Raw genomic sequence first — 12,264 nt, forward strand, 5'->3', positions numbered from 1 at the left:
CTGACATGATTCATTATTGGCTAGGTGAGGTTGGCTCTAACGTCTGAGCGCGCGCCGGAATTCGCCCATGCGGAAGGCACCGATCAGGTGACCAATCCCGAAATAGCTGATGATCCCGATGCTGACGAGCAAAGCGAGGGCGGCGTAGCGGATGGTCGCGGTGCCAAAGAACGGTTTCATGATGGTGGCGCTGATGGCAAGGACAACCCCCATGCCGATGGCGGCGACGATGATCCGCCAGAGCCGCCGTTTGAACCGGTCGTCGAACTGTGCGGCATCGCCCATATTGCGTGACCCCCACCACAATAGTGCAACCGTGGCCCAGCCAGTGATGGTTGTTCCGATCGCGGCGGCGGTGAAGCCGATGATGGGTGACAGGCCGATGGCCAGGGCAGCGTTGAGCGCCATGGCGACAAGGGCATAGTAGAATGGCCGTTTGGTGTCTTCGCGGGCGAAAAATAGCGGCTGCAGCGCCTTTTGCATCACGAAGGCAGGCAGGCCGAGCCCGTATATGGCAACGGCTATGGCCGTATTGGCGGTGTCGTCGCTGGTAAACGCCCCGCGTTCGTAAAGGACGCTGACAAGGGGCAGGGGAATGACCATAAGAGCGATGGCGGCTGGAATGGTCAGAGCGAGGCTGAGTTCGCAGGCCCGGTTGAAGGCGTCTTTGCCACCTGTATCGTCCCCAGCGCGCAAGCGACGGGACAGATCGGGAAGTAGCACGACGCCGATTGCGATGCCCACGACCCCAAGCGGAAGCTGGTACAGCCGGTCAGCGTAGTTGAGCCAGGCCACCGCCCCATCAAAGAAGCTGGCGACCTGTCGCCCGACCAGCAGGTTGATCTGCACGACCCCACCGGCGAGCGCGGCGGGTGCAGCGATGATAGCCAGCCGTTTGAGTTCGGGCGTTATTTTGGGCCAGCCCGGCATCAGCGCAAAGCCCGCCCGTTTGGCGGCCACCCAGACCAGCATCATTTGGGCGATGCCCGCAAAAGGGACGGCATAGGCCAAAGTGCTGCCGATTTCGGATTGGCTGTTATCGCTGAAGACAGCGCCGATCAGCAAGGCGCCGACAAAGATGATATTGAGTAGAACCGGTGCCGCCGCCGCCGCCGCAAATCGTCCCGTGGCGTTGAGAACCCCCGACAGCAGTGCTGAGAGAGAGATAAATAGAATGTATGGAAAGGCGATGCGCCCATAATAAACGGCAAGGTCAAATCGCTCGGTGCCGATGAACCCGCTGGCCATCATGGTCACAAGGGCAGGCATCAGGACGACGCCGATCACGGTAAACACCGTCAGGATACCGGCCAGACCGACAAAGGCGTCCTGGGCAAAGCGGTGCGCGTCATCATCGCCTTCGAGTTTCTTAGAGAACATCGGCACGAAGGCCATGTTGAACGCCCCTTCGGCAAAGAAGCGGCGGAAGAGGTTGGGTAGCGAGAAGGCGATCAGAAAGGCCTCTGCCACCGGTCCGGTCCCGAGGAATGCCGCGATCATGATGTCGCGGACAAAACCAAGCACACGGCTGAGCAACGTCCAGATGCCGACCGTGAAAAAGCCTGCCATTAAGCGGATAGGTTTCATACGGCGCGCCCAAGAGTTTTGGAGAACTTTTGACAAATTTCTTGCAAGAAATTTGCCCCCTTATGATGCCTCGTCATGCGCCGGCCCGCTCAGCGACCTGGCTGATCGCGTCGCGCAGTTTCTGTTCCAGCGCTTTGCGTTTGGGTTCGGAATGGTATTTCAGCCCGACCATGTCCTTGACATAGAATGTATCCACCACCTGTTCCCCGTAAGTCGCGATGACTGCAGAGGCAATATAGACGTGATTATGTGCAAGAGTTCGTGTCAAATCGAACAGAAGTCCGGGGCGGTCACGTGTATCGACCTCAATGATGGTGTAGATGTCGGACCCTTCGTTGTCGAAAGTGATGTTGGTGGGCACCTTGAACGCCCGTTCGCGTTTCTTGATTTCCTTGTCCTTGAATTTGTCGCGCGGCACGACCTCGCCCTTGAGCGTTTTGACGATCACATCGCGTAGGCGGGGCAGACGTGCTTCCTCGTAAGGATTGCCGTCATTGTCCTGTATCCAGAACACGGCTGTGGCATAGCCATCCTTGGTCGTATAGGTCCTCGCGTCCACGATATTGGCACCCACAAGGGTCAGCGCACCGGTCATCCGGCTGAAGAGACCGGGGTGATCGACCATGGCAAAACAGGCCCTTGTCGCATCACGGTCTTCGTCGAGCATCAGATCAACCTTGATCTGGTCATCCGCGATGTCACGCAGCATATCGGCAAAAATGACCTGAGCGGCCAGTGGCATCCCTTGCAAATAGGGTCCGTAGTGCCGCCCCATTTCAGTCTTGATGTCCTTGGGTGCCCAATCGGCGAGCGCATCGCGCAGGGCGCGTTTCGCTTCGACTTCGCGGGTTTCGCGGTTGATATCCTCAATCCCGGTTTGAAGGGCGTTCTTGGTCGCCTTGTAAAGGTTGCGGATCAGAACGGCCTTCCAGTTGTTCCATGTGCCGGGTCCGACGCCCCGGATGTCGCAGACTGTCAGCACTGTCAGCAGATCAAGCCGCTCCACCGATTTGACCGCGTTGGCAAAGCCACGCACCGTCCGCGGTTCAGAGATATCCCGTTTCTGGGCGACGTCTGACATCAGAAGATGATAGCGGATGAGCCATTCGACTGTTTCGCAGTCTTTCTTGTTCAACCCAAGACGGGGCGCCACCTTGCGCGCGATCTGCGCGCCGAGGATCGAATGATCCTCGTTCCGGCCTTTACCGATATCATGAAGGAGCAGAGCCACGTAGAGCACCTTGCGGTTGACCCCACGTTCCAGGATGCCCGAGGCGACGGGCAGTTCCTCGATAAGTTCCTTGCGTTCGATCTGGGCCAGGTTGCTGATGCATTGGATCGTGTGTTCGTCCACCGTGTAGTGGTGGTACATGTTGAATTGCATCATGGCGACGATGGGCGCGAATTCGGGTATGAACGCATCGAGCACACCCAGTTCATTCATCCGCCGCAGCCCCCGTTCGGGATTGCCGTGTTTGAGCATCAGGTCAAGAAAGATGCGTGTCGCCGTCTTGTCCTGACGCATGTCTTCGTCAATCAAGTCGAGATTGGCCGAGAGCAGTCGCATCGCATCCGGGTGTAGCAGGGTGCCGGTGCGCAGCGCCTCTTCGAAGATCCGCAGCATGTTGAGCTTGTCGGCGAAGAAGGCCTTTTCGTCGGCGACCGTCAGCCGGTTCTGTTTGATAGCATAGGGCGGTTTGGCCTTCTTGCGCCGGCTGAGCAACCGGGCGAGCATGGGTTCAGGTTTAGTGTGATCCGCCTCGAGCGCTGTCAGCACGATCCGCGTCAGTTCGCCGACCTTGGTCGCCTGCCGGAAATAGGCCTGCATGAAATGTTCGACGGCCCGTCTGCCCCCGTGATCGGTATAGCCCATGGCGGCCGCCACCTCGACCTGCATGTCGAAGGTGAGCTGATCCATCGCCCTGTTGGCGATCAGGTGCAGATGGCAACGCACGGCCCAGAGGAAATCCTCTGCTGTAACAAATGTTTCGAATTCTTCCGGGGTGAAAACCTTGAGGTCGACCAGATCGGCGGCGTCTTTGACCCCGTGTACGTATTTGCTGATCCAGAATAGTGATTGCAGATCGCGTAGCCCACCCTTGCCCTCTTTTACATTGGGTTCGACCACGTAACGCTGCCCGCCCTGCTTGCGGTGACGTTCGGCCCGTTCTTCAAGCTTGGCATCAATGAATTCGGCGGTGGTCGATTTGAACAGATCTTTCCAAAGCCGCTTGCCCAGCTCCTCGGCCAAGGCGGCGTCGCCTGCCAGATAGCGGTATTCGACTAGTGAGGTTCGGATGGTATAGTCGTCGCGCGCCAGTCTGATACATTCGCTGATCGTGCGGCTGGCATGGCCGACCTTCAGCTTGAGGTCCCAGAGGATGTACAGCATCGATTCGATGACGCTTTCTGCCCATGGGGTCATTTTATAGGGCGTCAGGAACAGCAGGTCGACGTCAGAATACCCTGCCATTTCGCCGCGGCCATAGCCGCCCACGGCGATCAGCGACAGTTTTTCGCCTTCGGTCGGGTTGGGCAGTGGGTGAAGGTGGCGCATGGCGATGTGCAGCACCTGCGTGACGATCTGATCGGTCAGCCAGCTATAGCTGCGGGTCGCGGGCCGCGCGGCAAAGGGCTGTGCCTGGAAAGCCGTGGCAATGGCTGTCCGCCCATCTTGCCGCGCCTTGCCTAAGATCGATACGACAGCACTGCGCAGGTCCATCTCGGACGTGGCATTGCTTGCCGCCTCGGCGATGGCGGCTGACACGGTGGGTGTATCGAAAATGACAGGCGCCGGACAGATCAAACCGTCCGGCGCAGCTATTGTCAGCGTGTCGGCAGGATCAGAATCCTGCGCCGCCAAAGCTTCTGGGGGCTTGTTCAAGGACGACCACCTGATTGTTTTGAATTGTTGCAATTGCCAGCGCGCGTTCGTTGAGCCCGTTGGGCAAGAGCCGGAACACGCCCGCTGTGCCCCGGAAACCCTGCGGGCTGGTCAATGCGCCTTTGGTCAGCGCCTGGTCATTGCCAGCTGCCACCAGCGCACCGATTGCCGCAATCCCGTCATAGGCGAGCCCCGCCAGCGGATGCGGGTTTTCCCCATAGGTAGCAGCGTAGCGATTGGCGAAAAGCGCGGCGGTGGATTGATCCGGCATGGCAAACAGACCGCCCTGCAGCCCGGGCAGCGCGGCGGCCTGCGGTACCGCATCCCAGCGGGTCAGTCCGATGAATCGGGTGCTGGTGGTGTCAATCCCGGCCTCTGGTAGGGCGGTCGCCAGAATGGGCAGGTCGGCGTTGACGCCTGCGGTCATAAAGATCGCATCGGCGTTGCGGGCCGATGACACGATCCGCCGGGTCGATGTAAAGATGCCCTGCTGTGACAAGGGATAACTATCTGTGGCGACGACCTGTGATCCATTGCGCTGCACTGCGTTTGTGATGGCATCGCGTCCCAGATTGCCGGCCACATCATCCCCATGCAGAACCAGATAGCGGCTGATCCCCTGCCGGTTGGCATATTGCACCAGCCGGTTTGCGGTATTGTCGAACGTGTTGCCAAGGATAAAGACATTGCCGCCTGCAATCGTCGGATTGTTGGAAAATGCCAGCACGTTCACATTACGGTCGGCCACGGCCACGCCTGCGGCATTGGCGGCTTCGGCGAAAAGCGGTCCCAGAATGATTTGTGCACCGTCATTGACGGCGGCACGGGCCACATCGGCGGCAAGTGCGGGGCTCGCACCGGTGTTGTAAACCCGCAACCGGATATCCGCCCCATCGAGATCGGCAATGGCCAGCCGGGCCGCGTTTTCAAGGTTTTGTGCGAGGAATGCATCGCTGCCCGCGCCTGATCCACCGGGTACCAGAAGGGCCACCTGCACGGGGTCATCGGCATCGATTTGCGGGCCGACATTGGCCGTGGTTGACAGGACGGGGTCACAGGCCGCAAGCCACATCAGTGACATAAAGGCAAAAAACCGCGCCGCCGGGTTGCGGGCCTGGCTGAAACGAGCAAACATAAATGATATCCCCCTTGGATGGCGCCGCGGTTGCCGGATCTGTGCCCGGGCATCGCTGCTATTCGGGGCACATCATAAAGCAGGGGGCACGCGGGTCCAGCGATGAATTATGTCAGCAAGCCACTCTCTGCCGGGTTATACTTTGTAGCTACCCCAATCGGGTCGGCGCGGGATATCACTTTGCGGGCGCTGGATATCCTGGCCTCGGCTGATCTAATCGCTGCAGAGGATACCCGCACGGCGCGAAAACTGATGGAAATTCATGGCGTTCCGTTGAATAGGCGCAAGGTTGTGGCCTTTCATGATCATAGCAGCGAGGGGGCCATAAACGGGTTGGTGGCGGCTGTGGCGGGCGGTAAGTCGGTCGCTTACGTGTCCGAGGCGGGTACGCCTTTGGTTGCCGATCCGGGTTATGAGCTGGGCCGGGCAATGATTGCCGCAGGATTGCCCGTGACGACCGCGCCGGGGGCGTCGGCGGTGCTGGCCGCGCTGACTGTATCAGGCTTGCCAACTGACAGGTTTGCGTTTGTTGGGTTCCTTCCCGCGGCAAGACAGCAGCGCGAAACCGAGATTGCGGCGATGCGCGATATCCCATTTACGCTGGTGTTTTATGAAAGCCCGAAACGCGTTAGTGAAATGTTAGGTAATTTGCGTGATGTTCTGGGAGAGGAACGGCAGGCGGTTGTCTGTCGGGAACTGACAAAACGGTTTGAAGAGATCAGTCGGGGCACTTTGGGCGAATTGACAGCGGCCTTTGGCGAGAGGTCGGTGAAGGGCGAATTGGTTGTACTTGTGGGCCGTGCAGGTGCGACGGATGTGGCCGAAATGGATGTAGAGACGGCGTTGAGGGATGCAATGAAAACCATGCGGGTCAAGGATGCAGCCACGGTCGTGGCCGGTGCGCTTGGGCTGCCACGCAGACAGGTTTATCAGGTGGCCCTCAAACTGGGAGAATATGAATGACAGGACAAACGGGTTATCAAGCCGGCCTGGCTGCGGAAGAGATCGTTGCGGGCGACTATGGGCGCAGGCAGCATCGTCTGGCGGCAAGGCGTTGGCGGGGCCAAAGTGGTGAGATTGATCTGATCATGCGCGATGGCGAGACGGTCGTGTTTGTTGAGGTCAAGAAAAGCAAGACATTTGCGCGTGCGGCCAGCCGTCTGGGCCGTCGTCAGATGGATCGGCTGTGCGGTGCGGCGGCTGAATTTCTGGCGGGCGAACCGCGTGGTCAATTGACCGATATGCGCTTTGATCTGGCGATGGTGGATGGGTACGGCGCCGTCAAAGTGATCGAGAATGCGTTCATGGAGGCCTGACGCAGCCATTGCACCAGCGGGCTGACTGCGCCATGTATCACCTCAGCTTTGATATGCATGAGGTCGGCCATGGCGCTGAAGATAGCTTTTCAGATGGACCCGATTGGGCCGATCGATATCGATGCGGACAGCACGTTTCGCATAGCGGAAGAGGCCCAAGCGCGAGGTCATCAGCTTTTCTATTATACACCCGATAAGCTGGCTTATGATCGGGGCCAGGTGGTTGCACGCGGTTGGCCGCTAACCGTTCAGCGTATCAAGGGTGACCATTTCCGTTTGGGTGACGCGCAGGTCGTCGATCTGGCGGATATGGATGTGGTGTGGCTTCGCCAGGACCCGCCTTTTGATATGGGATACATCACCACGACACATATTCTGGATATGGTGCATCCTGAGACATTGGTTGTGAATGATCCGTTCTGGGTCCGCAATTATCCTGAAAAGCTGTTGGTGCTGCAGTTTCCTGATCTGACGCCGCCGACGATGATTGCCCGCGACCTTGCCACATTGCGGGCGTTTCGCGAGGCGCATGGCGATGTAATCCTGAAGCCGCTTTATGGAAACGGTGGTGCCGGTGTGTTTAAGCTGGCCCATGCAGACAGCAACCTCGCATCGCTGCATGAGCTGTTCACGGGTATCAACCGCGAGCCGTTGATTATGCAGCAATTTCTGCCTGCCGTTTCCAAAGGGGACAAGCGGATTATCCTGGTCGATGGCGAGCCTGTGGGGGCGATCAATCGTGTGCCGGCTGCTGGCGAAACACGGTCGAACATGCATGTGGGGGGGCGGCCTGAGAAGGTTCAACTGACCGACCGCGACCGCGAGATTTGTGCCCGGATCGGCCCGCTGTTGCGGGAGAAAGGTCAGATTTTCGTCGGCATCGACGTGATCGGTGACTGGCTGACCGAGATCAACGTGACCTCGCCCACTGGTATTCAGGAACTTGAGCGGTTCGACGGGGTGAATATCGCCGAAAAGATCTGGATCGCGATCGAGGCGCGTCGCGCTGGCTGATATGCGTTTACGTATCCTGAATGCCTGGCTGCGCTACGCTGTCCGGCCTGTTCTGGGTCGCGCGCGGTCGCCGGAACGGCAGGCTCGCGCGTTTGACCGGATCGGTCCGCGCCTGTTTCGGGCACCACCGTTTATCTGCCATCTGACCGAGCGGGCGGGCGATTTGCGCCTGCATTGGATCAGTGTCGGAAGGACTGATCCCCGGCGCGTGATCCTGTACCTGCATGGTGGCGCGTTCATTGTGGGCAGTGGGGTTGCGTATCGGGGTTTGCTGGGCCGGATTGCGAAACTGACCGGGTTGCGGGTTTGCGCCCCGGATTACCGGTTGTTGCAGGACACCCCGTTTCCGGCGGCGTTTGATGATGCGGTAGGCGCTTGGGATGCGCTGTTGGCCAAGGGGTATCTTCCGTCCGACATTGTCCTTGGCGGTGACAGTGCCGGGGGCGGTCTGATGCTGGCGCTGCTGGTGCGGCTTTGCGCACGTGGCACCCGTCCTGCGGCGTGTTTTGCGATGTCGCCGTGGACGGATATGACGCTTTGCGGCGACAGCTTGCGGTCGCGCGAAGAGGTGTTGCTGCCGGTCGGCCGGATGCCGGAACTGGTGGCGCGGTATCTGCAGGGCGCTGCCGCGGACGATCCCCGTGCATCGCCGTTGTTTGCACGGTTCGATACGCCGCCGCCGGTGTTGATCCAGGTGGGCGGGGGCGAGGCGCTGCTGGATGATGCAAGGCGCATGGCGGATGTTTTGGGTGATGCCGCGCTGCTGCGTGTCTGGGACGACGTCCCGCATGTCTGGCAAATGTTCGATGGCTATATTCCAGAGGCAGGAGCGGCGTTGCGCGAGATTGCGGATTTTGTTCAGACCTCTTTCGTCATGGCGAGCCGGTAGCTCACCGCCTCAGCCACGTGGGGTTTGCGTACGGTGTCGGAGCCGTCCAGATCAGCGATGGTGCGTGCCACCCGCAGAACCCGGTGATAGCCGCGGGCGGACAGCCCGAACCGTTCGGCGACCTTGATGAGCAGTTCGCGCCCTTCCGTGTCGGGTGTTGCGACTTCCTCAAGAATGTGACCTTCGGCATCGGCGTTGACGCGGATATCGTCGCGCGCGTCATAGCGTTTGGTCTGGGTCTGGCGCGCTTTGGCAACCCGTGCTGCCACAGTGGCGGAGCTTTCCCCATCTTCAGGCAGGTCAAGATCGGTGAAGGCCACTGGCGGGACCTCGACCCGCAGATCAAACCGGTCCATCAGCGGGCCGGATATACGGCCCAGATAATCCTCGCCGCAGACCGGGGCGCGGGTACAGGCCCGGCCCGGATCGGCCAGATACCCGCATTTGCAGGGGTTTGCGGCGGCGACTAGCATGAAACGGCAAGGGTAACGGACATGCGCGTTGGCGCGGGCGACCACGACCTCACCGGTTTCGATGGGTTGGCGCAGGGTTTCCAGAACGGTGCGCGCAAATTCCGGGAATTCATCCATGAAGAGAACGCCATTATGCGCAAGGCTGATCTGGCCGGGTTTGGCGGTGCGTCCGCCGCCGACAATCGCCGGCATGGAGGCAGTGTGATGCGGTTCGCAAAAGGGCCGTTCGCGGTTGATCCCGCCTTCGTCCAGCAGACCGCAAAGCGAGTGAATCATGGAGGTTTCCAGCGCCTCGGCCGGAGTCAGGGGTGGCAGAATGCCGGGGATGCGGGCGGCCAGCATGGATTTGCCGGACCCGGGTGAGCCGACCAGGAATAGATGGTGCCGCCCGGCGGCGGCGATTTCGAGCGCGCGTTTGGCCCGTTCCTGACCTTTGACTTCGGACAGGTCCTTGTTTTCTGCGCGGTTATGCACCTCACCCGGTTCGGAGGGGTTGAGTACCGATTGGCCGGTGTAGTGCCGCACCACATCGGCCAGTGTTCGGGGGGCGATGACGTTGGCGGCCCCAACCCACGCGGCCTCTGCGCCGCAGGCTTGCGGGCAGAGCAGCGTGCGGTCATCGTTCGCGGCGGCCATGGCGGCGGGCAAGGCGCCGACGACCGCGACCAGCGCGCCATCAAGTGAGAGTTCGCCCAAGGCGACCGTTTGTTCGGCGTCTTCCGGCGGAATGATTTCGAGCGCGGCTAGCAGTGCCAGCGCAATGGGTAGGTCGAAATGCGATCCCTCTTTTGGCAGGTCGGCGGGCGACAGGTTGATCGTGATCCGCTTCGACGGCAGGGCAATGGCCATGGCGGTCAGTGCGGCGCGCACCCGTTCCTTGGCCTCTGACACGGCCTTGTCCGGCAGGCCGACCACAGAGAAGGCCGGGACGCCCGGGCTGACGGCGCATTGCACCTCGACCAGCCGTGCCTCGATCCCTTCAAATGCTACTGTATAGGCCTTTGCGACCATCGCCATCTCCCCGATATGGTTAACGGGTAGTGGGGCGTGGTTTAGGAATGGTTAACGTCTGGCCAGGGCAGGCGGTCAAGCGGCATTGGATAAGGCCATGGGTCGTAGATTTCGGATTTGGACGCCTCGCGCCAGGTTAGAAATGCGGGGTCTGACAGGTGGGCGTTGACATAGCGTTGCGCCGCGTCGCTGATCGGCAGTCCGTAGGCGGTCATACGCAAGGTGACGGGGGCATAGAACACATCGGCGAGACTGTATTGCCCAAAGAGCCATGGCCCACCGGACCCGTGTCGTTTGCGCGCCAGCGCCCAGAGTTCCTCGATCCGGTCGAGATCAGCCTGCACGGCGTCGGACGGTTTGAACCCTTTCCAGACATGGGTGATCATGTTCGGGCACGCCTCTCGCAATGCCATGAAGCCGCTGTGCATTTCTGCCGTGATCGACCGGGCCAGCGCCCGGGCTGCCGGGTCGCGCGGATAAAGGTCGATATCGGGGTGATTTTCCACCAGCGTTTCGGCCATGGCGAGGCTGTCGGTGAGCACATGGCCCTCTGCCGTTTGCATCGTCGGTACGGTTCGGGCAGGGGCCAGATGGGCGAGTTCGTCCCGGTAGGTTCCGGCGTAGAGCCCGACCAGATGTGTGTTGTAGGGCAGGCCGAATTTTTCCAGCATTAGCCAGCCCCGCAAGGACCAACTGCTGAAGGTGCGATCACCGATATAGAGTTCATATGTCATGGCGCATGCATAGCCGGATGCGGATCGCGCGCCTAACGATGAAAATTGAATTTGGCTATCACGGGCAGTGATTGATCCGGCCGACCTGCCATTGCCCCTGATCGTAGCAAAGATCGGTGACGGACAGGTTGTCGATCTTGTGGCTGAAGGCGGCATAAGCCCCGATCCCTAACGCCCGCTGCACCTGTGTCAGGATGGCGCCGAAATGGGCCACGACGATCAGGTTGTCGTGGGTCAGGTAGCTGTCGATGGCGTCATCGACCCGGGCCCGGACCATGTTCCAGCTTTCACCGCCGGGTGGGGCGATGTGCCCCGGTTGTTCCCAGAAGGCGCGGATGGTGTCGGGGTCTTCGGCCTCGACCTCGGAGAATTTGCGCAGTTCCCACGCGCCGAAATGGATTTCGCGGAAGGCGGGGTTGTGGCGCAGCCGGTGCTGCGGTGTCAGGGCATCAGCCGTGGCGGTGGCGCGTGACAGATCCGATGACACGACGGGGGCGTCTGGCAGGTAATCCCGCAGCCGTGCGATCGCGGCGGTGTCGGACAGATCGGCGGACAGATCGGACCATCCGACCATGGATTTGGCATGGGTTGGCCCGTGCCGGACCAGCCAGAGCCGGGTCATGGCAGGCTGCCCTTGAGCATGAGTGGAAGCCCGGCCATGACCGCGACGACGACCTCAGCCTCTGCCGCGATGGCCTGATTGAGCGTGCCCTGGGCGTTGCGGAAATTGCGTGACAGCGCATTTTCGGGAACGATCCCCTGTCCGACCTCGTTCGAGACGATCACCACAGGGCAGCGACAGGTGCGCAGCGCGGTGATCAATGCGGAACATTCGGCGGCGATATCGTGTTTGGCGAGCATGATATTGGTGAGCCAGAGCGTGGCACAATCGATCAGAACGGCATGGTCGGGGCCGATCTGTTTGAGAGTGCTGGCGACGGCGATGGGTTCTTCGATTGTGGTCCAGTTATTGCCGCGCATGTCGCGATGGCGCGCAACTTTGGTTGCCATTTCATCGTCAAAGACCTGTGCTGTGGCGATGTAGACCGGGTCCAATCCGCCCTGTAAAACAAGGCTTTCGGCGAAGGCTGATTTGCCGGATGCCGCGCCGCCTAGTACAAATGTGAGTTTTTCCAGTGCCATGACGCAACTTTGTTTGATCCAGATCGTTAGTCTTTGCGTAACTAAATTGACCAACAAAGTTAATGCATCGCACGCAAT

General features: G+C 60.2%; 11 protein-coding genes. 4 read left to right on the forward strand and 7 right to left on the reverse strand.

The annotated features are described in order from the left end of the window. Positions 1 to 36: 36 nt before the first annotated feature. The 3 genes from murJ to ACFWW4_RS11915 all read right to left on the reverse strand — a co-directional run bounded on the left by murJ (position 37) and on the right by ACFWW4_RS11915 (position 5,606). Entirely contained in the window at positions 37 to 1,587 is a 1,551-nt protein-coding gene (gene murJ / locus ACFWW4_RS11905; protein WP_411891054.1) for a murein biosynthesis integral membrane protein MurJ, read from the reverse strand. A gap of 73 nt (positions 1,588 to 1,660) precedes the next feature. Beyond that, a complete protein-coding gene (locus tag ACFWW4_RS11910) occupies positions 1,661 to 4,471 on the reverse strand; it encodes a [protein-PII] uridylyltransferase (protein WP_411891055.1) in 2,811 nt (936 codons plus the stop codon). Beyond that, a complete protein-coding gene (locus ACFWW4_RS11915; RefSeq protein ID WP_411891056.1) occupies positions 4,431 to 5,606 on the reverse strand; it encodes a penicillin-binding protein activator in 1,176 nt (391 codons plus the stop codon). The genes ACFWW4_RS11910 and ACFWW4_RS11915 overlap by 41 nt, the downstream gene beginning before the upstream one ends. A gap of 102 nt (positions 5,607 to 5,708) precedes the next feature. On the opposite strand from ACFWW4_RS11915, the gene rsmI reads away from it, so the two are divergent. The 4 genes from rsmI (at position 5,709) to ACFWW4_RS11935 (ending at position 8,825) form a co-directional block, all read left to right on the forward strand. Further along, entirely contained in the window at positions 5,709 to 6,569 is an 861-nt protein-coding gene (rsmI, locus tag ACFWW4_RS11920; protein WP_411891057.1) for a 16S rRNA (cytidine(1402)-2'-O)-methyltransferase, read from the forward strand. Further along, a complete protein-coding gene (locus ACFWW4_RS11925; RefSeq protein ID WP_393931534.1) occupies positions 6,566 to 6,922 on the forward strand; it encodes a YraN family protein in 357 nt (118 codons plus the stop codon). Before rsmI ends, ACFWW4_RS11925 begins: the two co-directional genes overlap by 4 nt. Before the next feature lie 69 nt (positions 6,923 to 6,991). Further along, a complete protein-coding gene (gshB, locus tag ACFWW4_RS11930) occupies positions 6,992 to 7,936 on the forward strand; it encodes a glutathione synthase (protein WP_411891058.1) in 945 nt (314 codons plus the stop codon). 1 nt (position 7,937) lies between these two features. Continuing rightward, entirely contained in the window at positions 7,938 to 8,825 is an 888-nt protein-coding gene (locus ACFWW4_RS11935) for an alpha/beta hydrolase (RefSeq protein WP_411891059.1), read from the forward strand. Here ACFWW4_RS11935 and ACFWW4_RS11940 read toward each other — a convergent pair. From ACFWW4_RS11940 to cobU, 4 genes are read right to left on the reverse strand one after another with little or no spacing between them, the layout of a single operon-like run. Next, a complete protein-coding gene (locus tag ACFWW4_RS11940) occupies positions 8,795 to 10,309 on the reverse strand; it encodes a YifB family Mg chelatase-like AAA ATPase (protein ID WP_411891060.1) in 1,515 nt (504 codons plus the stop codon). The two genes, ACFWW4_RS11935 and ACFWW4_RS11940, sit on opposite strands and share 31 nt — an antisense overlap. A gap of 41 nt (positions 10,310 to 10,350) precedes the next feature. Then, the gene (locus ACFWW4_RS11945) at positions 10,351 to 11,043 is read right to left on the reverse strand and encodes a glutathione S-transferase (protein ID WP_411891061.1); all 693 of its coding nucleotides are present in this window, start codon (positions 11,041 to 11,043) and stop codon (positions 10,351 to 10,353) included. A 58-nt stretch (positions 11,044 to 11,101) separates the two neighbouring features. Then, positions 11,102 to 11,665 (reverse strand): histidine phosphatase family protein, encoded by a 564-nt coding sequence (locus ACFWW4_RS11950; RefSeq protein WP_411891062.1) that lies wholly within the window; start codon positions 11,663 to 11,665, stop codon positions 11,102 to 11,104. Then, positions 11,662 to 12,186 (reverse strand): bifunctional adenosylcobinamide kinase/adenosylcobinamide-phosphate guanylyltransferase, encoded by a 525-nt coding sequence (cobU, locus tag ACFWW4_RS11955; RefSeq protein ID WP_411891063.1) that lies wholly within the window; start codon positions 12,184 to 12,186, stop codon positions 11,662 to 11,664. The genes ACFWW4_RS11950 and cobU overlap by 4 nt, the downstream gene beginning before the upstream one ends. Positions 12,187 to 12,264 lie beyond the last annotated feature (78 nt).

This window comes from Yoonia sp. SDW83-1 (assembly GCF_046762885.1).
In the GTDB taxonomy this organism is placed as follows: Bacteria; Pseudomonadota; Alphaproteobacteria; order Rhodobacterales; family Rhodobacteraceae; genus Yoonia.

Excerpts from the sequence above, each read along its gene's own strand:
- ACFWW4_RS11935 (WP_411891059.1), top strand. The coding sequence starts at position 7,938 with ATGCGTTTACGTATCCTGAATGCCTGGCTGCGCTACGCTGTCCGGCCT.
- gshB (WP_411891058.1), top strand. The coding sequence starts at position 6,992 with ATGGCGCTGAAGATAGCTTTTCAGATGGACCCGATTGGGCCGATCGAT.
- ACFWW4_RS11950 (WP_411891062.1), bottom strand. The coding sequence starts at position 11,665 with ATGACCCGGCTCTGGCTGGTCCGGCACGGGCCAACCCATGCCAAATCC.
- ACFWW4_RS11915 (WP_411891056.1), bottom strand. The coding sequence starts at position 5,606 with ATGTTTGCTCGTTTCAGCCAGGCCCGCAACCCGGCGGCGCGGTTTTTT.
- ACFWW4_RS11940 (WP_411891060.1), bottom strand. The coding sequence starts at position 10,309 with ATGGTCGCAAAGGCCTATACAGTAGCATTTGAAGGGATCGAGGCACGG.
- cobU (WP_411891063.1), bottom strand. The coding sequence starts at position 12,186 with ATGGCACTGGAAAAACTCACATTTGTACTAGGCGGCGCGGCATCCGGC.
- ACFWW4_RS11925 (WP_393931534.1), top strand. The coding sequence starts at position 6,566 with ATGACAGGACAAACGGGTTATCAAGCCGGCCTGGCTGCGGAAGAGATC.
- murJ (WP_411891054.1), bottom strand. The coding sequence starts at position 1,587 with ATGAAACCTATCCGCTTAATGGCAGGCTTTTTCACGGTCGGCATCTGG.
- rsmI (WP_411891057.1), top strand. The coding sequence starts at position 5,709 with ATGAATTATGTCAGCAAGCCACTCTCTGCCGGGTTATACTTTGTAGCT.
- ACFWW4_RS11945 (WP_411891061.1), bottom strand. The coding sequence starts at position 11,043 with ATGACATATGAACTCTATATCGGTGATCGCACCTTCAGCAGTTGGTCC.